Origin of the sequence: Botrimarina sp., from assembly GCF_040219535.1 — a bacterium.
Taxonomy (GTDB): Bacteria; Planctomycetota; Planctomycetia; order Pirellulales; family Lacipirellulaceae; genus Botrimarina.
The window spans coordinates 116,391-139,610 of record NZ_JAVJSH010000029.1 but is presented as its reverse complement, the minus strand read 5'-3'; the positions used below and the strand labels follow the sequence as shown (position 1 = coordinate 139,610).

Here is a 23,220-nt window from a genome sequence, read left to right as displayed (position 1 = left end):
GGCGGGCGGGCGGGGCCGCCTAGCCTACCGCGCCGCGGCGCCTCAGATGTAGTACATGCCGTGGGCCGATCCGGCTTGCTCGACGAGGCTCGCGAGCGAGACGCCGCGGAGGCGCCGGCGCTCGGCCTGCGCCGCGGTGCGGGTCGCCTCGGCCACGGCCTCGCCCAGCGGCGATGGCTGCGCCACCGCGCCCTGGCTCGCCGGCGGGCCCTCGAGCAGGTCGAGCACCTCGCCGAGGGAGACCTCCTCCGGGTCGCGCGCCAAGCGGTAGCCGCCCGACGCGCCACGCGTGCTCACGACGAGGCCGAGCCGCTTCAACTCCTGCAAGATCTGCACGAGGAAGCCTTCGGGAATCCCCTCCTCGGCAGCCAGTCGCCGGCCCTGCAGCGGCGCCCCCGCGGCGTGCTCGGCCGCGAGCCGCGCCAGCGCGACGCACGCGTATTCGGTCTTGGCGCAGAGCATCGGAGGAACTCGGAATGCGGATTTCGGATCGCGGAACGCAAGGGACGCGTGCGGGGGATACGGCGCGCGGCGCAGAAATCCGCAATCCGCGATCCCAGTTCCGCAATCCCTAGATTCCGCTGCCGTCGGTGTGCAGGCCGCACTCGGTCTTGGCTTTGCCCGCCCAACGCCCGGCCCGTTCGTCGCCGCCGGCGTCGGCCTTCTGCGTGCACGGCCAGCAGCCGACGCTCGGGTAACCCTCGTCGTGCAGCGGGTTGTAGGGGACTCCCTCCTTGATGATCCGCGACCAAACCTCCTTGCCCGATGCGTTCGCCAGAGGGCTGATCTTCACCAGGTGGAACTTCCGATCCCAAGCGACGATGGGCTGCTTCGCACGGACGGGCGACTGGTCCCGGCGGATGCCGCTCATCCACGCGGTTCGGCCGATCGCCGCCCGCTCGAGGACCTTGATCTTGCGGTCGTGGCAGCACTGGTCGGGGTTGTCGCGGTAGAGCGGCCCTCCGTGCAGGGCCTCGTACTCGGGGACGGAGAGCTCCGGCTGGAGCATGTCTACCTCGACGCCGTACTTCTCGGCGATGCGGTCGCGCAGGTCGAGCGTCTGCTGAAATTGGTACCCGGTATCGAGGTTGAAAACGTAGGTCGTCGGGGCGAGGCGGGGCAGCATCGACAACACCAAGCACCCCTCGGGACCGAACGCCGTGCCCATCGCCAGCCCCGGCGCGTACCGATCGTGCGCCCAAGCGACGATCTCGTCGGGGGTGGCGGTCTCCAGGCGCTGACTCTCGGCGGCCAGGTCGGCCAGGAAGGCGTCCGACGGCGCCTCTCCGGGTGCGGGGGCGGGGGCGGCTGGAGGGGGGGCGATCGGCAACGGGCGGGCTGCTGACATGGGACGAAGCATTTTGAGGGGAGCAGAACGACGACGACGTCAATATATTACAAAACTAGTCAACATGGTCAAGTATCGGCTTCAAATGCCTGCCCAATCCACCCCATCCTTGCCACTAGCCTTGCCGGCACGACGGTAGATCCGCCCGAACGGATGCGGCGCTGGCTAGGGGTCAGACCGATTGACCTAGCGTTAAAGACACCCAAAGCGTTTCCCCGCTCCGAGAGCGCCGCTATGGCCTCACCCACCCGAGAAGCCCCGCTCAGCCCCGGGAACGTGCGCGGGGAGCCGGACATGCTCTCGGAACTGGAGCATGCACAGCGGCTGTTAGCCGGCGACTTCGCCGCGGAGCGAACCGCGTCAAGCCGCGGAGCCCGGCGGATCGATCGGGGCCCTTCCACGCGTCGGCAGCCGACCGGAGACCCGGCGGGTGCGAGCGAGGCGCCGCTCGGCGGGATTTCTGCGGGTGGGGCAGTTGGCTCCTGCGTGCCGGAGCCCGAGGAGGCGACCGGCTGGCGCCGCGCGATGCACCTGACGCTGGCGGCGGTGTGGTTCAGCCTGGCGGTGCTGGGCGCCGTTCTTCCCGGCCTGCCGTGCACCGGCTTCTTGCTCCTGACGAGCTACTCGCTGTGCCGCAGCTCCAAGCGGCTCCACCAAAGGCTGCTTGCTTCCAGGTGGTTCGGGCCCATGCTACTCCATTGGCGAAACCACAGGGCCGTCCGGCCGGGCGTCAAGGCGAAGGCGCTTGCCACGCTGGTCCTCATGGTCGCGATGTCGCTCACCTTCGCCCGCCTGCCGACGCCCGCCTGGTGGGCCGTGGCTGGCTCGGGAGCGATCGGCGCGGGCTGCATCATCAGGCTCCGCGTGGTCGACGCCTGAGCGAATTAGCTGGGGGGCAGGGTCTGGCCTGGACGCCCACGGCCTTAAGATTCCAATACTCGCTTGAGCAGCGAGGCTATCCATCTCTTGGAGGCGTAGGCGCCAGGGCAATGTTCCACCAGGAGCGCTGCCTATTCATCCCGAGGCGACCGATCCCGCGTCATCAGAGCGGGAGCCTAATGCGAAATTCACGTCGATTCGCGTGATCGCGGGCCGTCAAACCCCGGCGAACTTACGCAGGTCCTCCTCCATCGCGTCGAGCTGCTTCTCCAGCTCGGCCTTCGCTTCGTCGAGGTCGTGGAGCTGCTCCGCGGGCGTGTACCCGAACATGTAGAACTTGATCTTGGGTTCGGTCCCGCTGGGGCGGCACGCGACGTAGTTGCCACACTCTGTCAGGTCGAGGATCACCAAGTCGCCGGTCGGGCCATCCAGCGGCTTGGTCTCGCCCGGCTCTGCGACAGGCTGGACGACGTTCGCCTTGTAATCCCGCAGCTGGGCGACGCCGAAACCGTTGAGGTCGATCGGCGGCTGCGTGCGGAACTTCTCCATCACCTCGACCATTCTCGCCATGCCGTCGGATCCAGGCATCTGCACGTTCACGGTGCGCTCGGCGTGCAGGCCGTGCTGCCAGAACAGGTCGTCGAGCTTCTGGTGGAGCGTCTTGCCTTCGGCCTTGAGCTTCGCCGCTAGCTCGCAAGCGAGCATCGCCGCGACGGCGCCGTCCTTGTCGCGGACGTGCGTGCCGGCGAGGTAACCGTGCGACTCTTCGGTCCCGAACACGAACCGCTCCGGCCCGTTCTCGTCGATCGCGCCGGCGATCCATTTGAAGCCGACCAGCAGGTCCGTGATGGTGCGCACGCCGTAGGAGTCGCCGATCCTCCGGGCGAGCTGGGTTGTGACCAGCGTGATCACGTTGAAGTGCTCCGCTGAGAGCGACCCCTGGCGGGCCTCGAGCAGGTGGTCGGTCAGCAGGGCGCCGATTTGATTGCCGGTGAGCGTCGACCACTCGTCGCCGCCGGGCTCCAACGGCGCGGCGAGGCCGATGCGGTCGCAGTCGGGGTCGCTGGCCACCACCAGATCGGCGCCGATCTCTTTCGCGCGCTCGATCATCGCGTCGAACACCACCGGCCGCTCCGGGTTGCTCACGTGGCCGGGCACGTTCGGGAAGTCGCCGTCTGGCTCGGCGTGGGGGCCGAAAACCTCAACGCCCGCGAAGCCGTCCCGCTCGAGCGCCGGCACGACCGCCGTCGTCCCGACGCCGTGCATCGGCGAGTAGATCACCTTCAAGTCGCGCGGCCCGGGCGTCGACTGGGCCACGACCGCGTCGATGAAGGCCGCGTCGACCTCCTGTTCGCAGTAGACGATCTTGCCCTCCGCCACCGCTTGATCGAAATCGGCCCGCTTGATTTCGCCACACGTCATCACGTTTTGGATGATCCCCCGGTCGTGCGGCGGCAGCACCTGCCCGCCGGTCGACCAGTAGACCTTGACCGCGTTGTCGCTCGGCGGGTTGTGGCTCGCGGTGACCATGATGCCACAGCTCGCTTTCTTGTAACGCACCGCGAACGACAGCTCGGGGGTACTGCGGTAGCCGCGCAAGAACCACACCCTGAAGCCGGCGGCGACCATGATCTCCGCGCAGAGCTTTGCGAAACGCTCGCCGTTGTGCCGCGTGTCGCGGCAGATCGCGCAGGACAGCTCGGCGTCGTCGCCGAGCGTCTCCTTGACGTACGACGCCAGGCCCTGAGCCGACTCGCCGATCGTGCGGTCGTTGATCGCGTTGGACCCGAACGGGTGCATCTTCCCCCGGCGACCGCCGGTGCCGAACGGGATGATCGTCCAAAACACATCGTCCAGCGTTTGCCAGTCGCCCGACTCGACCGCCTCGGCCACGAGCGGCGCGTAATCCGAGTAGCGTGGCTCGGTCAGCCACGCGTTCAGATTCTGAGCGGCCGACGGAGTCAGCTTGTCGTCGGCGACGGCCTGTTGGACCTTCTCTTGGAGATCGGACATCGTAGAACGGGCGGAGCGGGGTTAGGTTCAGGCGAACCAATAACCTACCACGAGCCATCGCCCGCGCCAGTGAGCCGACCTCGGCCGGCGCTGTCGGATCCTTACGCGAATCCACTCCCTGAGCCGTGGAAATCCGCCCTCGGAAAGCAGACCGAATAAGCTTTTCGATCCTCCTCCGGTAGAGACCTCTCTGGAACGACTATGCGTTTGCTGCTTGCCATCTCCGCTTGCTTGACTCTGTCCTCCCCTTCCGCAGGGGCCCAGCCGCGCGCGCGGGCGCCCGAGTTCACCGACGACGACCGGGCCGCGTTCTTCGGCGATGCGTTCGACGCCCTCGTTGGCGAGCGGCCCGAAGCGGCAGCCGCCCTGACGCAGCCGCCCGCCGCCCCCTCTGGCGGCGAGGCCGAGGCCGTCGACTGGGCGGGTATCGTCGCAACCGACGTGCTCGAGACCGAGATCAAGCGCCAAGCGGCCGCCCTCGGCGACGCCACCCGCTCCGCAACCCGCTTCAAAGCGGGCGGGTACCGCGACGCGGTCGACGCGCTTTCGATGCTCGCCACCCTCTTCGCGGTGGTCGATGAGCACGGCGGAAGCCCTCGCTGGCGCGACGCGGCGGCTGGGCTCCGAGAGCTCTTCGCCGAGGCCGCAGCTCAAGCCGGCGCCGCCACCGACTCGGCACACGAGGCTGCGTCGGCCCGCCAGCGAAACATGGCGGACCTCATCCGAGGCAGCCGCCCGGCTGTTCCGGCGCCGGGCCGCGGTCCGGTCGACTGGTCGCTGCTAGCGAGCCGCAACACGCTCATGCGGAGGATGGAGGCCGCCGAGCGCGGCAGGCTCACGCCCCTCATGGCGGACGACGCGGCCTTCCGGCGGGGCGCCGACGAAGTCCGCCACGAGGCCCAGCTGCTGGCCCTGCTGGCGCAGGCGATCCTCCGCCCCGAGGCCGCCGACCACGCCGACCCCGGCTACCAGCGGTTCGCCCGCCGCCTGCGACAGGCGTCCACCGCCCTCGCCGCCGCGGCGGAAGCCGAAGACCGCGGGGCCGCGACTCGTGCCATGACCGAGGTCAGCCGTTCCTGTGTCGACTGCCACGCCGACTTCCGGGGCTAGTAGGAAGTAGGAGCCGGCACGCGATTCGAGAAAACTTCGCCAATCTTCGCGAACCTCTCCCAGCTGGGCGTGTCTCTGGGCCGTCGCCGACGGTTATTGCGGCAGCGGAGACGCTGTTGCCTTAACACGCGGCGGCACAAGCGTTTTCGCTTGACCCGCCGCCCCCGGCGTGAAAAGCTTGCAGAATCGCGTCAGCGGTCCGCTGCGGATCGCCGATGCACCCCCTGTCGGTCCGGCCGAACCCCATCCAGCCCGGACCTTACCCACCGTTCTCTCCCAGCCGCGCCCCCGGCGCAGCGGAGGCCATGATGAAGACGACGACCATCAAGATCGCCACGACCTTCACCGCCGCGATTGCCGCCGGCGCCAAGGGGATCGTCACGGTGATTACGGCCGCCGATTCATCGCGCCTACGCTGGCGCTGCGTATCGCGCGTGCAGTATCCCGGCGTAGTAGGCCAAGGCTTTGCGTGGCTAGTCGACCGACTAGGCATGCACCGCGCGCTCCAACCGGCGATGATTTGCTGTCGCCCGGTGGCAGACGCGTCGCGCGATCGGCAGCCGAGTAATCGGTTCGCTAATCGCCCGTTGGCCGCCCTCTGACGCCGTGTGAGGCGCCCGGCGGTCGGTTCCCGCAAAGCCGTAGGAACCGACCCCCGCGAATCTAGTCCTCACGCGTGAGCTGTGTCGCGAACCCGCGACCCGCGCGCTGTGCTGCCGGCTTGGCCTCGCCGCCGGAGCCGCCGCCCGCGTGGTCGCGTGCTCGCTGTCCGTGATCGGTCCGCCGCCCGGGCCGCTCGCACTCACCGGATCTGTCCGCGTCGACGACGCGGCTGAGATAGAGAGAGAACGCAATGACCGCGCTCGCTGCCCCGCTGCCCGCCCGGCGGATCGACCCGGCCGACTTCGCGCCGCCGCTCGAGCTTCACACCCCCTTCCCCCTCGCCGAATGGGAGACCGAGGACCTCGTCGCCGCCGCGCAAGACGGCGACCGCGAGGCGTTCGGCGAATTGGCCGAGCGCTTCGAGGGCATGGTCCAGGCCGTCGCGCTGCGGCGGCTCGGCAACCACGCCGAGGCGCTCGAGCTGTCGCAGGAGGTCCTCATCCGTGCGATGGACCGGCTGCACCAGCTGTCCGAACCGCGCGCCTTCGGCGCATGGCTGAAGTCGATCACCGTGCGGATGGCGATCAACCGGCAGGTCCGCCGCCGGCGCAGCGTCGACGCCGAACCGGCCACGCTCGAAGCGACCTGCGTCGACGACCGCTCGCCGGTCGACGCCGCGCTCGCCGCGGAGCGGGCCGAGCAGGTCCGCGAGGGCCTGGGCCGCCTCGGCGAGATGGACCGCAGCACGCTCGTGGCGTTCTACGTGCGCGGCCAGTCGCTCGTGGAGATGTCCGACGCGTTCGCCGCGCCGGTCGGCACCATCAAGCGCCGCTTGCACGTGGCGCGCAAGCGGCTCGCCGCCGAGTTGGGCGAAGGCTTCGCGCTGTAGGCCACGCCCACACCGAGCGAAGGCCCTCACGGCGCCCCGCCTTCTGGGCGACGGGGCGTGCTGTCAGCTTAGCGGCCGCCGGGGACCCGCTCCTCGGCGGCCGCTAGCGTTGAGCACGCGTGGGCAAGAACCGGCGTTGTCGGCACGCCGGGTTTCGGAGCATGATGCCCCTCCACCGTCCAACTCCGACCGCGGCCTCAAGCCCCCGCTCCGCGGTCCGTACTATCCGACGCAAAGGAAGGCGCCCGATGAAACGCGACTTGGACCTCTGCCGGCGCTTGCTGGCCGACATCGAGGGGCACGGCCCCGACTGTGCCGTGACCGCCCTCCGGCCCGGGGTGACCGGCGAAGCCGAAGAGACCGTCCGCTACCACGTGCGGCTGCTGATCGACGCGGGACTCGTGAAGGAAGTCGACCGCGCCACGGGCGGCGTGCCGTGCGTGCGCCTGACCAACGCCGGCCACGAGTTGCTCGAGCTCGCTCACAGCGAGGCTCGTTGGCGCGAGGCCAAGTGGGTGGTCGGCCAATCGACCGGCGGCCAGTCGCTCGCTGTCGTGCGTCAGGTCCTGGCCCGCTGGGCCTGCGAATCCGCCCTCTACGGCGACCGCCAACGGACGCGTCGGTGGGGCTACCGCCCTTACCACCCGGCCTCGTCGTATCGGCCCTACCGCTTCCGCGGCGAGCCCCGGTACCGCTTCGAACGCGAAGCCGAAGCAGACGAGCCGCGTGAGCCGGGGCTCAATGGTCGTTACCCGTCAGACTACATCGAGCGCTTCGACTGGCGCTGGCCGGTCGACTGGCGCGACGCCGCCGAGCGCGACGCCTACTACCACGACCCGCTGTCCCGCGACTGGGACCCGATCCACCTGGACGGCGCGAGCCTGCCGACGCACGTCGTCTGACCGCCCGCTCAGCCTAGCAACCCCCCCGCCCAGAGGCGTCGGTCGCAAGGCCGGCGCCTTTTTTCGTGCGCTGCGAAGGTCCCCAGCCCGACGGCGCCCAGCGACCCAGGGGAAAGCCGCTCTGCACGAAGCGTGCTAGAATCCCCGCCTATGCAGCTAGCCATCCTCCATCACCACCTGAACCGCGGCGGGGTTACCTCGGTAATCGCGAACCACCTGGCCGCGTTGTCGACCGTCGCGGAAGCCGACCGGCCGACTCGCGTCGTCGTGTTGCACGACGGCCAGCGAGAGGGCTTTCCCGATGGGCCCCTGGGGGATTTCCCCGTCGAACTGGTAACCGAGCCGGCGTTGTCGTACGACCCCCCCGGCGCAGCCGCGGCGCCCGCCGCGCTCGCCGAAACCCTAGCGCGACGGCTAGCCGAGTGCGGTTGCACGCCGGGCGACACCCTCCTGCACACGCACAACCATTCGCTCGGCAAGAACGCGTCGCTGCCGGGCGCGCTCGCAGGACTCGCGGGCCAAGGCTGGCGGATGCTGTTGCAGGTGCACGATTTCGCGGAAGACAACCGGCCGGAGAACTACCGCCACCTCCAACAGGCGCTGCGACTGAACGACCCGGCGCGGTTGGGCGGGGAGCTGTATCCCCAGGGCGCCGCGATCCACTACGGCACGCTCACCGAACGCGACGCCGGCGTGCTGCGATCGGCCGGCTTCGAGGAGTCGCGGCTGCACGTGCTGCCAAACCCGGCGGCCGATTTCGGGGAGCTGCCCAGCCGCGAGGCCGCCCGGGTGCGGGTGCTCCCGGCCCTCGGCCTGCCGGCGGAGACCAAGCTGCTCGTGTACCCGGTGCGCGGCATCCGACGGAAGAACCTCGGCGAGATGCTGCTCTTGTCGACCCTCGCGCCGGAGGGCGCCCACTTCGCCGTCACCCTGGCGCCGCTGAACCCGATGGAGCGAACCTCGTTCGATCGCTGGCGGTTGCTGGCCGAGAAGCTGCAATTGCCCTGCTCGTTCGACACCGGGGGTCCGGTCGAGTCGGGCGGTCACGGCTGCGCGTTCACCGACATGCTCGCGGCGGCCGACGCGTTGCTGACCACCAGCATCGCCGAGGGATTCGGGATGGTCTTCCTCGAGGCGTGGCTGGCCGGGCGGCCGCTGGTGGGTCGGGACCTGCCCGACATCACCAGCGAGTTCAAGGAGGCCGGCGTCCGTTTCAACGGCATGTACGACGACATCACCCTGGCGTTCAAGCAGCGCGAGGATTTCGCGCGGCTGCCGGTGGGCGAGCAGGTAGAGATCGTCGAGGCCGCCGCGTCGTCCGACCGGCTGCGGATCACGGAGCGCGTCCGCGAAGGCAACCCGCTGCTGTCGCAGATCCTCGACAGCGACTTCAGCGCGCTGCAGCACGACATCGCCCACAACGCGGCGGTCGTTCGCGACCGCTACTCTCCGCTCTCGCTCGGTCGCCGGCTGGCCGACGTCTACCGGGCCGTCGCGGGCTCGCCCGCCGACGCCGGCCCAGGGCAGAGCGTCTCGCCCTCGATGATCTACGCCCACTTCGCCGACCCGCGGCGCCAGTGGCCCGTCCGCAACGAGTCGCTCGACCAGGCGTCGATGACGCTCGCGGTGGCCACCGATCAGATCGCCAGGCTCAGCGCCCCGATGGACCCCGAGCCGACCGGCGAGACGCCGCGACTGCCGACGCTCGAGGGCGTCCGGGCGGTGTTGTTCGACGTGTACGGCACCCTGCTCGTGAGCCGGTCGGGCGACATCACTCTGGCCGGCGAGTCCCCCCACGGCGACGCCGCCGAAGCCGCGCTCGCATCGGCCCTAGGGGTCAGCCTGAGCGAACTGCCCGGCGAGGGGGGTTTGGGCCAGAGGCTCTTCGAATCGCTGATAGCGACAATACGCGCGGAGCACGAGACCTCCGACGCGGCTTTCCCAGAGGTCGATATCCGCGACATTTGGCGTCGGGTCGTCGCCGAGCAGACCTCCTACCAGCTGACCGACGGCCAAGCGGAGCGCCTCGCGGTTGAATACGAATGCCGCGTCAACCCGATCTGGCCGATGCCCCACTTGGCCGAGACGCTCGACTCGCTCCGCGTAGCCGGCGTGCCGCTGGGCGTGGTGAGCAACGCGCAGTTCTTCACCCAGCTCGCGTTCAAGCCGCTCACGGGGCGGTTCCTCAGCGGGTGGGGCTTCGACCCGGCCTTGTGCTTCTGGTCGTACCAGCACGGCCAAGCCAAGCCGGGCGAAGCGCTCTTCGAGATGGCCGCCGCGGTGTTGTCGGGCCGCGACATCGAACCATCCGAGGCCCTCTACGTCGGCAACGACCTCCGCAACGACGTGTGGCCGGCTCAACGCGTCGGATTCCGGACGGCGCTTTTCGCCGGCGACGCGCGGAGCCTCCGCTGGCGCCGCGACGACCCCAATCTGTCGGACGTGCGGCCCGACGCGGTGGTGACCGAGTTGCGTCAGGTGCTCGGTTTGTTGGGGTCGTCCGAAACCTGACGCCCGCCGCCGCGGGCCGATGCCTCGGGTCAACGCGGCCCCGTGTCGGATTCTCGCGGCCTTGCCGCTTGCCGGGATTGGGTTCTCGGCGCATCGTAGGCAAACAGCGCAGGGGGCTCCAGGCGGACCGCCCCCGGCGCCGACCCCGCTAGCTGGCCTGCTCGGTTGCGGCCCGCGGCCCCTCCCCGCCCGAAGCCCCCCGCCCCCCGAGCTGTCGCCGATGTCCGCCGCCGAGAAGGCAAGCCACCGGATTGGGTTCGTCGGCACCCGCTTCGCAGGCACCGACGGGGTGTCGCTCGAGGCGGCCAAGTGGGCGCGGGTCTTGTGGCAGAACAACCACGTCAGCTACTGGTTCGCCGGCAAGCTCGACACCGACCCCGGCGTGAGCCTGCTGGCGCCGCACGCGTACTTCGGCCACTCGGACATCCAGTGGATCAACGAGCGGGTCTTCGGCACCACCACGCGCGACCCCGAGGTGACGCGGCGGATCTTCGCCATCGCCGAGCACCTGAAGCGCTCGATCTACGACTTCGTGCGCCGCTTCGACATCGAGATCCTCTGCGTCCAGAACGCCAGCTGCATCCCGATGAACATCCCGCTGGGCGTGGCGATCGCGATGTTCTGCGCGGAGACCAACTTCCCGACGATCGCGCACCACCACGATTTCTACTGGGAGCGCGACCGCTTCGCTGTCAACGCCGTGGGCGACATCCTCCGGATGGCCTTCCCCTGCACGGTGCCCAACATCCAGCACGTGACCATCAACAGCGAGGCCCAGCGCGCGCTGTCGCACCGACGCGGCGCCTCGAGCGTGCTGATTCCCAACGTGCTCGACTTCGAGAGTCCCCCGGCCGCGATCGACGACTACAACGCCGACTTCCGCGAGGCGATCGGCCTGGAGCCGGACGACATCTTCTTCTTGCAGCCGACCCGTGTCGTGCCGCGCAAGGGGATCGAGCACGCGATCACGCTGATCCAGTCCCTGGGCAACCCGCGGTGCAAGCTGGTCGTGTCGCACGAATCCGGCGACGAGGGCCACGACTACCTCGGCATGCTGAGGGAGTCCGCCGAGCAGAAGGGCGTCGACCTCCGCTACGTGCCGGACCGCATCGGCGACGAGCGGGGCATTAACGCCGACGGGGAGAAGGTTTACCTGCTAGCGGACGCTTACGCGCACGCCGACTTCATCACCTACCCGAGCCTGTACGAAGGGTTCGGCAACGCGTTGATCGAGGCCTTCTACTACCGCAAGCCGGTGCTGGTGAACCGGTACTCGATCTTCGTGTCCGACATCGAACCCAAGGGCTTCGACGTGACCACGATGAACGGGTTCATGACCAAAGAAGTCGTCGCCAAGGTGCGGTCGGTCATCGACGACCCCAACTACCGCGAAGCGATGGTCGAGCACAACTTCCAGCTCGGCAAGCGCTTCTTCAGCTACGCGGTGCTGCGCCGCAAGCTCCGCGCCCTGGTGACCAACGTCACCGGCATGGAAGACCTTTAGCGGGGTTGGCGGAGGACCCGAGCCCCCGGCTCCGGCTCCCGGTGGCTACGAACCGATCTCGCGCAGCGAACCCGGGACCGAGAGCATATGCCCTCGGAGCACGCCGCGAACTGCCTGGCAAACCGGCTAATCCGGCAAGTAGAAAAACCGCGCCAGCGGCCGGTCCGACCGCTGGCAATTCACGCAGATCGTGCCGTGCCGCAGCCGCCGCACGTTGTTCCCGTAGAAGTGGCCGGCGCGGTTCGGGCGCGACATTAGGGGCGCCTGGCGGACCGACTCTTCTTGCTGCCGGACCGCGCCGAGCCGCTCGGCCGCCGCGGCCGGCGCGATCGCCTGCGCGAGGGGCTGGCCGAGCGCTGGGGCCGACGCCAGCGCGGCCACCAAACCGAAGGGGCGGAGAGAATACATCGAGCTGCTCATCGGGCCAGTTTCTTGGGCGGCGGCTGAGGGGCGGGTGGGTGGATGGATTGGGGAAGGGTAGCTCACAACGCGTCGGCCTCGCCGCCGGCGATCGTCGCCGCCGCTCGCCACAAGGCCGGCGACACCGCGTCGGCCACGAACCGGATCGACGAGTCGCACGCGAGCGCGTTAACGCCGCCGGGGTGCGGGCTGCGGGCCGCCCGCCAACCGAACGCCGTGAAGATCGACTCCCGCGGGCCGCCGAGCACCGCGGCCAGGCAGTCCGGCTCCGGCGGATTGGGCGGGTAGTAGTGGTTGTAGAGGGCGCAGCGGTACTCGCCGTTGGCCCAGGAGAACCCACGGGGGTCGGCCACGTTCCACGACGCCGGCGCGCCGCAGCGTGCGTCGGAGAGGGGCAGCAACACCAGCTTGTATTCCAGCCGCGGGTCGTGCGGCGGCGAGCCGGTCGGCACGCCCAGGGTGCTCTCGCTCGCCATCGTGGTCTTCGACAGCCCGTCGGCGATCTGCGCGGGGCGGGTCGCCGTGTTGACGCCGAATGGGCCGTCGGCCGCGAACGGGGACCCGTCGTCGAACAGGGACTCCGGGTCTCCCAGCCCGGTCCCCGTGTTGACCGCGTAGTTGGTCGGGCCGAAGGCCTCGTGCACACGACGCTCCTGGTCGCTGGGGCAGAGGAACTCTCGGATCACCTGCCGCACGCCGGCCCGGTTGGCCTCGGTCACGTCGAAGTTCACGCCGTACAGCGGCTGATCGAGGTCCAGCGCGTCGTACTCCGCGGCGGACTCCAGGTAGGGCGTCACCGCGGCCAGCGCGCTCCAGCGGTAGAACGTGTGGGGCGTCGTCGGCGCGGCTGGGTTTTCCTTAGCGACCGCGCCGGCCGGCAGCGTGCGGCGTGCGGCCAGGTGGTTCTGCATCGCCAGGCCCAACTGCCGCAAGCGGTTCACGCAATCGGTCCGCCGCGCCGTCTCACGAGCCGACTGCACGGCCGGCAGCAACAGCGCGACCAGCGCGCCCACAATCGCCACAACGACCAGCAATTCCACGAGCGTGAAGCCGGCCGCCGCTGTGCGAGGTCGCCGCTGCCCCGAGTCGGTCATCGGCTCCTACGGCGCAATACGGAGGCCGCGGCGAGCCCGGCCAGCAACGCGCCGGCAGGCTCGGGGACACCCGCGCTCACCGCGTCCGGCGCGAACGCGATGCCGCTCAGCGGCGGCAGGTCGCCGGCGATCGTTCGGAGCAGGTTTCCCTCGAGGTCGAACTCGAGCAGCGCCGCGCGGTTGTCCGGACGCCGCGTCAGGCCGAGCGTGCTCACCAGCAGCGTGCCGTCGTCGGTGAGGAGGATCTCCGAGGGCGAGTTGCTCGGCGCGACCGGGTTGGCCGTCGGCGGCAAGGGGTCGGGGATCGCCGGCGGGATCACGGATATCTGGGCGCCGTCGGACCCGTCGAGGTCGAACCCGACGATCTGGTTGCCGTTGAGGTCGGCGACCAGGATCCGCGACTCCGCGCCAAGGTTGTCACGCCAGATCGTGTAGTCCGCCGCGTCGGTGACGCCGTCGTTGTTGCCGTCGGCCAGGCCGGCGTCGAGCCCGTAGGTGTCGAGCCAAACCTGGTAGTCGGATTCGTCGACAACCCCTCCGCGGTTGTAGTCCCCCGCCGGGCGGAGCACGGCCGGAGACCCGCCGCCGCGGACGCCCGGCGTGGCTGTGAAATCGACCAGCGTCGTGACGTTCGGGCCGTCGATCTCGACGAGCGCGCCGGGGCCGCCGAAGGGGTCGCCGACCGCGACGATAAGCTCGCCGGTCGGCGCATGGGCCACGCCCGACGGGAAGGCCAGCCCCGAAGCGAGGTCGGTCCCCTGGGCGCCGGTCGAGAGGTTGAAGGGGACGACGGAGCCGAAGGCCGTCGCTGCGACGAGCTGGTTCGTGCCACGCAGCAGGAGCGAGTTGAACCCGTCGCCCAAGCCGGCGGTCGGCAACGCGGCGAACACCCCCGCCGGCTGCCCCGCGACGAGCGACGGCAGCGGCGCGCCGGTCGCCGCGTCGAACCGCCAGATGCGGCCGTCCTGCGACGACACGTAGAGCGTGCTCTGGTCCGTCGAGAGGACAACGTCCGTCGGCGACACCAAGCCCTCGGCCGACTCGGGGATGAAGGTCGCCGCTTCGCCGGTCGCCAGGTCGATCCTCAGCACGCCCGACAGTGTCGGGTCGGGGTCGCCGTCGGCGGGTGAGAAAAAGCTCGTGGCAAAGACGCTTTGAGCCTCGGCGACAGCCGCCAGAGCCAGCAAGAAGCAGAGGCTACGCGCAGCGAGGGAGAGCAATCGCATCGGGATCGGGGCGGGTTCTGGGTGCGGCGTCAGGGAGTTGCGACCCCCGATCCTAGACGCCCGGCGCCGCTCTGAGAATCGTCGGGAGACCGCCAACCGGCGGCGGCCGCCCGGTCTACTGGGCCGGGCGGCGGCTCTGCCGCCAGTACTTGAGGCCCGGCAGGAAGAACGTCAGCGCCGAGACCACCCCGTAGAACGACAGGCCGTAGGGGAACCCCGCGGACTGCAAGGCCGCCATCAAGATCGCCGTGGCGAATAGCGCCGACGCGTGCACATAGAACGCGCCGGCCAGCAGCCCGGCCTTCACCACGAAGACCATCGCGTTGATCAACCCGAGCACCGGCGAGAGCGTCAGCACCGGCAGGGCGAGGAGGTGCTCGACCCAGAACAACAGCATCACGGCCGCCACACTGCCGCCCCACAGGTGGGCGATCTGTCGCTCGATGAGCGTGACCGGGCCGCCGCGGTGACGCAGCCGCCAGAAGATCGGCGCCCACACGGCGAGCGCCCCTCCCCAGAGGAGCACGTACGGCGTGGTCGTCGTCATGATGGGCCACACGGGCTGCATGACCTGGAACCAGTTCGTCACGCCGCAGATCACGAGCAACACCAGCGCGTGCCACATCCAGAGGAGGCCCCAGTTCTCCAGCACGTTCGCGTGGTGGGTCTCTCGGAAAACCCGCGCGAGCACCTGCGAGAACTGGCCGCTGCGGGCGGCGATCGGCTCGCTCTGCAGGAAGGCGCGCAGGTCGTCGGCCACGGCCTCGGCCGACGCGTAGCGCAGCTCGCTGGGCTTCTGCAAGCAACGCAGCACGATCATCTCGAGGTCGCGGTCGACACGCCGGTTCAGCAGCCGGGGCGGGACCGGCTCTTGCTCCAGCAGCAGCAGCACGGTGTCGACCGCAGAGGGGCCCTGAAACGGCGGCCGGCCGGTCACCAACGCGTAGAGGATCGCGCCGAGGCTGTACACGTCGCTCAGCGTGCCCACTTCGCCCCGCGACCCGGCGGCTTGCTCCGGCGCCATGTAGGCCGGCGTGCCGAGGATGGCGCCGCTGGCCGTCAACGACCGCGCAGCCGGAGAGGCCTCGTCGCCCAAACGCTTGGCGAGACCGAAGTCGGTCACGTGGACGCGGCCCTCGCTGTCGATGAGGATGTTCGCGGGCTTCAGGTCGCGGTGCACGATGCCGCGGCGGTGGGCGTAGTCGATCGCCCGCGCGACGTCGCGCACGATTCGCGCCGCTTCGCGGTCGGGCAGGGGCCCCTGCTCGAGCCGTTGGGCGAGCGTCTGCCCCTCGATGTACGGCATGCTGAAGAACAGCTGACCCAAGTGCTCGCCGACCTCGTAGATCGGCACGATGCACGGGTGCTCTAGCCGGGCCACCGCCTCGGCCTCGCTGCGGAAGCGGCGCTGGTCGGCCTCCGACGCGAGCGCGCCACGCAAGATGAGCTTCACCGCGGCGGGACGGCCCAGGCTCTCCTGGTGGGCGTGGTAGACAATCCCCATCCCGCCCCTGCCGATCTCCTCGGTCAGCAGGTAGTCGCCGAGCTGGTAGGGGAGGTCCAGCTCCTGGGCCGGGCCGGGCCTCGGCGGCGCCGTCTGGTCGGGCGAGTAGGCCGCGGTGGTCTCTTGCGACGCGACCGCGTTGGTCACCATCAGGGCGCCCCAGAGGTCGCGCAGGTCTGCTTCGAGAGTCGGGTGATCCTGGATCGCCGCGTCGAGTCGCCCCGTGTCGCCTGCCGCGGCGGCGAGCGTCAGGTCGTCGAGCAACTCGGCCAGGCGCTCCTCGGGTTCGGCGGTGGCTGCCATCGGAACGGACGACCGAAGGTGAAAAGGCTCTCAGGGGCCAAGAGCGGCGGCGCTCTCGGCGCTACGGGTACCGCAGGCCCGGCGGCGCTTTCACTGCCCGCGCGTCAGTCGCCGCCGTCGAGGTGCTGCTCTTCGTCGGCCAGGTGAACCCGCAACCGCCGCATCGCCCGCAGGTGCCTCATGCTGGCCGCCTGCGGCGACAGCTCCAGCGCCTGGGCCACTTCCGAGTTGGAGAGCTTCTCGAAATGCCGCATCATGATGATCTCTTGGTCCTGCGGGTCCAGGCGGCCGCAGGCCTCTTGGAAGCGGCGTTGCAGCTCGCGCCACGTGGCGGCGGCGGCGGGCGTCATCTGGTCGTCGGAGATCTGGCCGGCCAGGTCGACCGTCGATTGATTGTCGCGGGGCGCCGCGGCTAGCGGCTGTTCGCGGTCCATGCTCCGCCGCGCGGCCACCCGGTGGCGGCGGTGCGCGTCGATCAGCCGGTCTTTGGCCATCTGGCGCAGCCAGAGATGGAAAGGCATGACCGGGTTAGCCAAGTAGTCCGTCAGCCGGCGGTTGGCTTCGATCAGCACGTCTTGCACGATGTCGCTCGCGTCGACGCGCCGCTCAAGCACGCGGTCCATCCGCAGGTCGATCATCCGCCGAACGGCGTTGCGATGACGGTCGAACAGCTTGTCGCGCGCGTGGTCCTCCCCCCGGCGGACACCCGCTAGCAGCTCTTCGGTGTCTTCGGAACGGGGCCACATCACGGGAACTTGTTTCTCGGTCCGGGGCGGCCCGCTCAGCGGCGGGAGGACGAACCACCGCGCCGGAATCAGACCGATTTTACAGCACACTATTCCCCACCCTGGCAGGGGTGGCAACGCCGACGCGGCGGAATGCCGCGTGTCGCAGCGGCCTTTTTACCCCTTTCTGGCCTTGTTGGGCTCAAGTTCGCATTGCTAAAAGCCGCCGGGAAGCCGCCGATGCGGCAAAGCCTCTGCGCCCCGGGATCGCCCCGCTAACTTAACGGCTCTAGCTTTCGCCATGCCAACCCGCTCCCAAGTGGCCCTCGCGCTCACGCTGTCGACACTCGTCGCGGCCACCGGCGAAGCCCAGCGTCAGGGCGAGGACGGCAGCCCGATGGCGATCCTCATCCGCAATCCCACGGCGTCTGACGGCGCGCCGCCGTTCGCGCTGGCCGACCAGTACGGCCGCGTCCAGCGGCTGGTCGAGCCCACGCCGGGGATCGACCTGGCCCGCCACGTCGGCCAGCGCGTGCGGATCCGCCACGACACTGGGCGGACGCTGCTCGCGTCGCAGATCGAGCTGCCGCTAGCCGACGCGGGCCCCCGCGAGCTTCAGACGGTCTCTCCGGCCCAGTTCGTGCCGCCCCGCGCGCTCAAACGGTTGCCAGAGCCCGCCAGCCAGCGCCCTCTGCCCTCCGATCGCACCTATCCGGTCACGGCCACGCAGGCGGCCGAAGAGGTCGCGCCGGGGCCAGCCAATCCGATCGATCTGGATGCGTTGATCGATGATGACACCCGGCTCGCACCGACTCCGGCCGACCTCCCCAGCAATGGCGAACCCCTCCGCGGCGAACCAACCGTGCCAGAAAACGTGCCTCCCGGGGCTTACGTGGGCGACGGAGCCCTAGTCGAACCGGGCTACGCGACGGACGACGACTACTACGTCGACGGCTACGCCGGCGAACCTGCCCACGATTGCCCGCGCTGCCGCGCGCGGCGTACGGCTCCACTGGCTAAGCCATCGGTCTGCGCCGAGTGCGGCGTCAGGCCGCCGGTCGGCTGCATGAACTGCGGCAGAGCCGGCGGCTGGTGTGGCCCGAGCTGCTCCCCCGCGTCGAAACGCGGCCTCTACGGCCGCGCGGACTACCTGCTCTGGTGGTTCGACGGCATGGACACGCCGCCGCTGGCGACCACCAACGACCAAGGCGCCGCGCCGATCCTCGGTCAGCCCGGCACGTCGGTCGTTTATGGCGGCGAGCTGCTCGACGACGCGCGCAACGGCCTCCGGCTGTCGGCCGGCGCGTGGCTCGACGACCGGCGCGACGTCGCGGTCGAGGGGGACTGGATGCTCTTCGAGAACCAGGGCGACGACTTCCGCCGGAGCAACCCGACCGGCGCGTCGATCCTCGGCCGCCCGTTCTACAACGTCGCGCCGGTGTTCGGCGGGGTCGTGCAGCTCCCGTCGGACGACGCGCAGCTGGTCTCTTTCCCGTCGCAGGTGGGCGGCTCGCTGGCGATCGCGTCGCGTAGCGAGCTGCAGTCGGCCGGGCTGCGGCTACGCACCGGCATCTGCTGCCGAGAGATCGGCGGCGTGGGCGACGCGTGCGGCTGCCCGAGTTGCCAGGCCGACGGCGGGTTCTTGAACCCGCGGACCGGACGGCCCACCGCGATCTCGCGCATCGACTTTATCGCCGGCTACCGCTGGATCGAACTGGAGGAGCGGCTCAGCTTCAACGAGCAGCTGATCGACCTGGCGACCACCGCGACGGTCGGCGTGAACGAGCGGTTCGACACCGAGAACGACTTCCACGGCGTCGACCTGGGCTTCATCTACGAGTGGCAGGCGACCCGCTGGGGAGTCGAGCTGGTGAGCAAGATCGCCGTCGGCGGCACGCGCCAGCGCGTCGCCATCGCGGGGTCGAACACCGTTGGCGGCGCCGGCGTAGGCGTCACAACGCCCGGCGGCTTGCTCGCGCAAGCCAGCAACATCGGGGTCTACGAACAAGACCGCTTCTCGGTGCTGCCAGAACTGTCGGCGCGGGTCTCGTACCGCGTCACGCCGCAGCTGAGCCTCAGCGCGGGCTACAGCCTCCTCTATTGGGCAAACGTGGTGCGGCCGGGGGACCAGATCGACTTCTCGGTCGACGGCCGCTTGGCCTCGGGCGTGCTGACCACGGCCGGCCCGTTTTCCCACCCGCGGCTCGACGTCGAAGAGACGAGCCTCTGGGCGCACGGCCTGAACTTCGGCGCCGAGTACCAGTATTAGCGCGACCCGCGGCCGCCCCATCGGCCTCCGATCAACGGCGATTGCCCTCAACGGCCCAGCCGCTACAGCCGATACCACCGGCAGGGTCAATCGATGCCGCTGAGCGTCTGCGCTGGCGCGTGGCGGCTGCTAGCTAAGCAAGGACGCCGACGATGCGACGCCGAAGGGGAAGTTCTACTCGCCGCCGTCTGCGGGCCTGCGAGGCGCTGGAACACCGCCGCGTGCTGGCGACCGACCTGGGCCAGATCGCCGGGGCGGTGCTGAACGACCTCGACGGCGATGGCGCCGGCGACACCGCCGCCGTGAGCCAGCAGCTCGAGTTATTCCTCGACGACGGCGATGGCCTGTTCGACGCGGGCGACGCGTCGCAAGCAGTGACCACGACCGACGCGGCCGGCGCCTACTCGTTCGACAACCTGGTCGCCGGCACGTACTTCGTACGCATCAACCCCACCGCCGGCACGCAGGCCGCGTCGGGCGGGAGCGTCTCGTCGGCCATCACCTTCACGCCCGCCCAGGCGATGGGCACGACCAACATCACGGTGGACGACTTCACCGCCGTGCAGGATGTCACCGCGACACGCGGCATGGGCGACCCCGGCGCGGTGAGCAACTCGGGGACCGTCGACGCCGGCTCGATCGCCGGTGGGGAGCAGGACCTGTTCGTCGAGGTGACCGATGGCCTGGGCGACGTGCGCGGCCGATCGGGCTTCAACAACGGCGCCGCGATGGTGCTCAGCCTCGCCAGCGATTCGGGCGTGAACGGCCGGCTGGTCGCCACCTGGGACGGCGACGACAACGACGGCGCCGCCGTCAGCCACACCGGCCTGTCGCTCGACCTGCTCCAGTCGGGGGTCAACAGCGCGTTCGCGCTGAACCTGGCCGCCGACCAGGTCGACGGGACGCTAATTTTGAGGGCGTTCTCCGGCGCGGGGAACGTGTCGGAGGCCACGATCGAGCTGACCGACGTCGACGGACTCGGCACGCCCGTCGACACCGACGGCACGATCGACGGCGACGCCGCCGAGGCGGTCAGCGTCGCCTTCGCCGACTTCTCCACGACCGCCGGGTCGGGCGCAGACTTCTCGTCGCTCACGGCGTTGCAGCTCGAGCTCGACTTCACCGACCCGGGCGAGAACGGCCTCGACGCGGAGGTGGAGGTTCTCGGCGTGGTCGGCTTCACCACCCAGACGGCCAACTTCACGGTGCTCGACGAGCTGTCGCTCGGCGACCGCGTGTTCCTCGACGCCGACAACGACGGCCTGTTCGACGCGGGCGAGTCCGGCGTGGCGGGCGTGGCCCTGACGCTGTTCGAGGACACCGACAATGACGGCGACCACCTCGACGAGGTCGCGGTCGATACCACAACGACCGACGCCAACGGCCTGTACCTCTTCGCGGGGCTGCTGCCGGGCGACTACATCGTGCGCGTCGACGCGTCGAACTTCGGTGCGTCGGGGCCGCTAGAAGGCCTCGCCACCAGCACCGGCAACGACGTCGGCGGCCTCCCGCCCGACCCCAACTCGGACGAGGACAACAACCAGGACCGCGGGTTCGCCGCGGGCGACGGCTCGGTCGTTTCGCTGCCGGTGACGCTGGTCTCGGGCGCCGAGCCGACCGACGATGGCGACACCGACCCGCTGACCAACCGCACCATCGACTTCGGATTCTTCGGGTTCGATGTCGTCGTCTCGAAGAGCGTCGACGGGGCGTCGGCCGTTCCCGGGGCGACGCTCGAGTACGAGATCGTCGTCACCAACGACGGCCCCTCGACGGCCACCGGCGTAACGCTGGCCGACACCCTGCCAACCGGCGTGACCTACGTGTCCGGGGCGACCACCGTCAGCGGGCAGAGCGTGAACGGCTCGGCCGGGTCGCCCACGGTCACCAGCACGATCGGCACGCTCGCGGCCGGCGCGTCGGCGACGGTCACCATTAACGTGTCGGTCGATCCGTCCGCGACCGGCACGCTGACCAACACCGCCGTGATCGCCGCAACCGACGAGGCGAACACGACCAACAACACCGCCACCGCGGCGACCACCGTCGTCCCGCAGATCGACCTGGCCATCACCAAGACCGACGACGACGCCGGCGCCACGCTCGCCCCCGGCGACACGGTGACCTACACGCTCCAGGTCACGAACAACGGCCCCTCGGCCGCGACCGGCGTCACGGTGACCGATCTGCTGCCGAGCGGCGCGACGTTCGCGCCGGCCGGGTCCACGTCGCCCGCCGCCACGGCGAGCGTGGCCGGCGGCACGCAGCTCACCTACAACCTCGGCTCGCTCGCCAGCGGCGCGGACGCGTCGATCACCATCGTCGCGACGATCGACGCCTCGTTCACCGGCACTCTCACAAACACCGCCACGGTCGCCGGCAACGAGTCGGAAACGATTGTCGCGAACAACACCGCTGCCGCGCAAACCTCCGCGGCGGTCCCCCTCGGCACGATCAGCGGCCGCGTGTTCCTCGACGTCGACGGCGACAACGTCCAGGACCCGAGCGACCCGGGCATCGCCGGCGTGGTCCTCAGCCTCTTCAACTCGGCGGACACGCTGATCGCGGTCACGACGACCGACTCCAATGGCGACTACGCGTTCACGAACGTCGTGCCCGGCGCGTACCGCGTCGTGCAGACGCAGCCGGCCCCGTTCACCGACCTCGACGAAACGTCGGGCACGGCCGGCGCCGTCGTCGGCGCGGTGGAGAACGAGATCAGCAACATCCAGGTCAATGCCGGCGGCCTCGGCGACACGGCGCCGCAGAACAACTTCACCGAGGGCCCGCCGAACATCGGCAAGCGGAGCTTCTTCGCGAGCACGATCTTCGGCCCGGTCTCCTGAGAAGCCGACCGCCGCGGACTCAGCCCCGCCGGCTGCGGAAGAACTCGCGCAGCACGCCGCCGCACTCCTCCTCCAGCACGCCCCCCAGAACCTGGCAGCGGTGGTTGAGCCGCGTGTCGCTGAGCAGGGAATAGAGGCTCTCCACCGCGCCGGCCTTCGGGTCCCTCGCCCCGTACACCACCCGGGGCGCCCGCGCTTGCACGATGGCGCCGGCGCACATCGGGCAGGGCTCCAGGGTCACGTAGAGCGTGCAGTTCTCCAGGCGCCAACCGCCCAGCGACTCGGCGGCTTGCGTGATAGCGATCATCTCGGCGTGGGCCGTCGGGTCGCGGAGCGCTTCTCTCTGGTTGTGCGCGGCGGCGACGACCTGGTCGCCGCAGGTGATCACCGCGCCGACGGGCACCTCACCGTCGGAGGCCGCCGCGCGCGCCTCGCCCAGCGCGAGGCGCATCATCGCGACGTCTTCGGGTTGAGGTATCAGCATCCGCCCGCGGCCCGCGTCAGAAAGTAAGGAACCCACGCACACTGAATCACGTACGATGATCCGCCCCACCGGGGGCGGCCCCGCCAAGACGGCCCAGCCAACTTAGTTGTTGAGCGTCCGCCGAGAAACTGCCCCCACCACCGAGCCCCACACCGGCGCCCGCTGTGAGCGATCCCGCAAGAACGAAGGACCCTGCCCGGGCTGTTTCTGGCAGGCGCGTCGCACTGTGGCGCATCGCTTTGGCGGTTTACGTGGCCGCTCTGTTCATCGGGACCCACCTGCCGCGGCAGGCGGTCGACGGGCAGTTCATGCTCTACGACAAGCCGATCCACGCCGCCGCGTACTTCGGGCTCGCCCTGCTGACCACGGTCAACCTGCGGCTCGCCGGCTGGCGCATGAGCCCACTCGGCGTGGCGGCGGTGCTGCTAATGGTCCTCACCCTGGCGGCGATCGACGAGCTGTCGCAGCCGATTTTCGGCAGGGTCTGCGACCTCGCCGACTGGCTCGCCGACGCGACGGGCGCGGTGCTGGGCGTGGCGGTCGACGCCTGGCGGGCCCGCTATCTCAGGCAGAGGCGCTCGGCCGGCTGA

General features: G+C 69.9%; 19 protein-coding genes. 10 read left to right on the top strand and 9 right to left on the bottom strand.

What is annotated here, in order from left to right; all coding sequences use genetic code 11:
* Nucleotides 1–42: 42 nt before the first annotated feature.
* Together RIC11_RS16790 and RIC11_RS16785 are read right to left on the bottom strand one after the other, a co-directional pair.
* The gene (locus tag RIC11_RS16790) at nt 43–462 is read right to left on the bottom strand and encodes an RrF2 family transcriptional regulator (protein WP_350213375.1); all 420 of its coding nucleotides are present in this window, start codon (nt 460–462) and stop codon (nt 43–45) included.
* Between the two features lie 109 nt (nt 463–571).
* Nucleotides 572–1,348 (bottom strand): phosphoadenylyl-sulfate reductase, encoded by a 777-nt coding sequence (locus tag RIC11_RS16785; RefSeq protein WP_350213373.1) that lies wholly within the window; start codon nt 1,346–1,348, stop codon nt 572–574.
* A gap of 486 nt (nt 1,349–1,834) precedes the next feature.
* Here RIC11_RS16785 and RIC11_RS16780 point away from each other — a divergent pair, with 486 nt between their 5' ends.
* The gene (locus RIC11_RS16780; RefSeq protein WP_350213371.1) at nt 1,835–2,227 is read left to right on the top strand and encodes a YbaN family protein; all 393 of its coding nucleotides are present in this window, start codon (nt 1,835–1,837) and stop codon (nt 2,225–2,227) included.
* A 216-nt stretch (nt 2,228–2,443) separates the two neighbouring features.
* On the opposite strand, the gene RIC11_RS16775 is transcribed toward RIC11_RS16780, so the two are convergent.
* Nucleotides 2,444–4,240, bottom strand: coding sequence for a phospho-sugar mutase (locus tag RIC11_RS16775; RefSeq protein ID WP_350213369.1), 1,797 nt, complete (start codon nt 4,238–4,240; stop codon nt 2,444–2,446).
* 201 nt (nt 4,241–4,441) lie between these two features.
* Here RIC11_RS16775 and RIC11_RS16770 point away from each other — a divergent pair, with 201 nt between their 5' ends.
* The 6 genes from RIC11_RS16770 to RIC11_RS16745 all read left to right on the top strand — a co-directional run bounded on the left by RIC11_RS16770 (nt 4,442) and on the right by RIC11_RS16745 (nt 11,759).
* A complete protein-coding gene (locus RIC11_RS16770; protein ID WP_350213367.1) occupies nt 4,442–5,350 on the top strand; it encodes a cytochrome c in 909 nt (302 codons plus the stop codon).
* A 308-nt stretch (nt 5,351–5,658) separates the two neighbouring features.
* On the top strand, nt 5,659–5,952 hold the full coding sequence (locus RIC11_RS16765) for a hypothetical protein (protein ID WP_350213365.1): 294 nt from the start codon (nt 5,659–5,661) through the stop codon (nt 5,950–5,952).
* A gap of 251 nt (nt 5,953–6,203) precedes the next feature.
* Nucleotides 6,204–6,842 (top strand): RNA polymerase sigma factor, encoded by a 639-nt coding sequence (locus RIC11_RS16760; protein WP_350213363.1) that lies wholly within the window; start codon nt 6,204–6,206, stop codon nt 6,840–6,842.
* 248 nt (nt 6,843–7,090) lie between these two features.
* Complete coding sequence (locus tag RIC11_RS16755; protein WP_350213361.1) at nt 7,091–7,744, top strand: DUF2513 domain-containing protein; 654 nt, start codon at nt 7,091–7,093, stop codon at nt 7,742–7,744.
* Between the two features lie 150 nt (nt 7,745–7,894).
* A complete protein-coding gene (locus RIC11_RS16750) occupies nt 7,895–10,255 on the top strand; it encodes an HAD family hydrolase (RefSeq protein WP_350213359.1) in 2,361 nt (786 codons plus the stop codon).
* Between the two features lie 220 nt (nt 10,256–10,475).
* Nucleotides 10,476–11,759: a glycosyltransferase gene (locus RIC11_RS16745; protein ID WP_350213357.1), complete on the top strand. Its 1,284-nt coding sequence runs from the start codon at nt 10,476–10,478 to the stop codon at nt 11,757–11,759.
* 126 nt (nt 11,760–11,885) lie between these two features.
* Here the strand turns inward: RIC11_RS16745 and RIC11_RS16740 are convergent, their stop codons facing one another.
* The 5 genes from RIC11_RS16740 to RIC11_RS16720 form a co-directional block, all read right to left on the bottom strand.
* Complete coding sequence (locus RIC11_RS16740; RefSeq protein WP_350213355.1) at nt 11,886–12,179, bottom strand: hypothetical protein; 294 nt, start codon at nt 12,177–12,179, stop codon at nt 11,886–11,888.
* A 62-nt stretch (nt 12,180–12,241) separates the two neighbouring features.
* The gene (locus RIC11_RS16735) at nt 12,242–13,273 is read right to left on the bottom strand and encodes a DUF1559 family PulG-like putative transporter (protein WP_350213353.1); all 1,032 of its coding nucleotides are present in this window, start codon (nt 13,271–13,273) and stop codon (nt 12,242–12,244) included.
* Nucleotides 13,270–14,499, bottom strand: coding sequence for an NHL repeat-containing protein (locus tag RIC11_RS16730; protein WP_350213351.1), 1,230 nt, complete (start codon nt 14,497–14,499; stop codon nt 13,270–13,272). The genes RIC11_RS16735 and RIC11_RS16730 overlap by 4 nt, the downstream gene beginning before the upstream one ends.
* 115 nt (nt 14,500–14,614) lie before the next feature.
* Nucleotides 14,615–16,306: a serine/threonine-protein kinase gene (locus RIC11_RS16725; RefSeq protein WP_350213349.1), complete on the bottom strand. Its 1,692-nt coding sequence runs from the start codon at nt 16,304–16,306 to the stop codon at nt 14,615–14,617.
* A gap of 104 nt (nt 16,307–16,410) precedes the next feature.
* Nucleotides 16,411–17,052, bottom strand: a complete 642-nt coding sequence (locus RIC11_RS16720) for a sigma-70 family RNA polymerase sigma factor (RefSeq protein ID WP_350213347.1) — start codon at nt 17,050–17,052, stop codon at nt 16,411–16,413.
* A 280-nt stretch (nt 17,053–17,332) separates the two neighbouring features.
* On the opposite strand from RIC11_RS16720, the gene RIC11_RS16715 reads away from it, so the two are divergent.
* Nucleotides 17,333–19,300, top strand: a complete 1,968-nt coding sequence (locus tag RIC11_RS16715) for a BBP7 family outer membrane beta-barrel protein (protein WP_350213345.1) — start codon at nt 17,333–17,335, stop codon at nt 19,298–19,300.
* 152 nt (nt 19,301–19,452) lie between these two features.
* Nucleotides 19,453–22,146 (top strand): SdrD B-like domain-containing protein, encoded by a 2,694-nt coding sequence (locus tag RIC11_RS16710; RefSeq protein ID WP_350213343.1) that lies wholly within the window; start codon nt 19,453–19,455, stop codon nt 22,144–22,146.
* A 19-nt stretch (nt 22,147–22,165) separates the two neighbouring features.
* On the opposite strand, the gene tadA is transcribed toward RIC11_RS16710, so the two are convergent.
* Entirely contained in the window at nt 22,166–22,600 is a 435-nt protein-coding gene (tadA, locus tag RIC11_RS16705) for a tRNA adenosine(34) deaminase TadA (protein ID WP_502879397.1), read from the bottom strand.
* A 281-nt stretch (nt 22,601–22,881) separates the two neighbouring features.
* Between tadA and RIC11_RS16700 the strand changes: the two genes are divergently transcribed.
* Entirely contained in the window at nt 22,882–23,220 is a 339-nt protein-coding gene (locus RIC11_RS16700) for a VanZ family protein (protein WP_350213341.1), read from the top strand.

What these genes read in the sequence shown, in the direction of transcription:
- RIC11_RS16735 (WP_350213353.1), bottom strand. Translation starts at nt 13,273, where the DNA reads ATGACCGACTCGGGGCAGCGGCGACCTCGCACAGCGGCGGCCGGCTTC.
- RIC11_RS16790 (WP_350213375.1), bottom strand. Translation starts at nt 462, where the DNA reads ATGCTCTGCGCCAAGACCGAATACGCGTGCGTCGCGCTGGCGCGGCTC.
- RIC11_RS16715 (WP_350213345.1), top strand. Translation starts at nt 17,333, where the DNA reads ATGCCAACCCGCTCCCAAGTGGCCCTCGCGCTCACGCTGTCGACACTC.
- RIC11_RS16775 (WP_350213369.1), bottom strand. Translation starts at nt 4,240, where the DNA reads ATGTCCGATCTCCAAGAGAAGGTCCAACAGGCCGTCGCCGACGACAAG.
- RIC11_RS16770 (WP_350213367.1), top strand. Translation starts at nt 4,442, where the DNA reads ATGCGTTTGCTGCTTGCCATCTCCGCTTGCTTGACTCTGTCCTCCCCT.
- RIC11_RS16740 (WP_350213355.1), bottom strand. Translation starts at nt 12,179, where the DNA reads ATGAGCAGCTCGATGTATTCTCTCCGCCCCTTCGGTTTGGTGGCCGCG.
- RIC11_RS16745 (WP_350213357.1), top strand. Translation starts at nt 10,476, where the DNA reads ATGTCCGCCGCCGAGAAGGCAAGCCACCGGATTGGGTTCGTCGGCACC.
- RIC11_RS16765 (WP_350213365.1), top strand. Translation starts at nt 5,659, where the DNA reads ATGAAGACGACGACCATCAAGATCGCCACGACCTTCACCGCCGCGATT.
- RIC11_RS16755 (WP_350213361.1), top strand. Translation starts at nt 7,091, where the DNA reads ATGAAACGCGACTTGGACCTCTGCCGGCGCTTGCTGGCCGACATCGAG.
- tadA (WP_502879397.1), bottom strand. Translation starts at nt 22,600, where the DNA reads ATGATGCGCCTCGCGCTGGGCGAGGCGCGCGCGGCGGCCTCCGACGGT.
- RIC11_RS16750 (WP_350213359.1), top strand. Translation starts at nt 7,895, where the DNA reads ATGCAGCTAGCCATCCTCCATCACCACCTGAACCGCGGCGGGGTTACC.
- RIC11_RS16710 (WP_350213343.1), top strand. Translation starts at nt 19,453, where the DNA reads ATGCGACGCCGAAGGGGAAGTTCTACTCGCCGCCGTCTGCGGGCCTGC.
- RIC11_RS16730 (WP_350213351.1), bottom strand. Translation starts at nt 14,499, where the DNA reads ATGCGATTGCTCTCCCTCGCTGCGCGTAGCCTCTGCTTCTTGCTGGCT.
- RIC11_RS16725 (WP_350213349.1), bottom strand. Translation starts at nt 16,306, where the DNA reads ATGGCAGCCACCGCCGAACCCGAGGAGCGCCTGGCCGAGTTGCTCGAC.
- RIC11_RS16785 (WP_350213373.1), bottom strand. Translation starts at nt 1,348, where the DNA reads ATGTCAGCAGCCCGCCCGTTGCCGATCGCCCCCCCTCCAGCCGCCCCC.
- RIC11_RS16760 (WP_350213363.1), top strand. Translation starts at nt 6,204, where the DNA reads ATGACCGCGCTCGCTGCCCCGCTGCCCGCCCGGCGGATCGACCCGGCC.
- RIC11_RS16720 (WP_350213347.1), bottom strand. Translation starts at nt 17,052, where the DNA reads ATGTGGCCCCGTTCCGAAGACACCGAAGAGCTGCTAGCGGGTGTCCGC.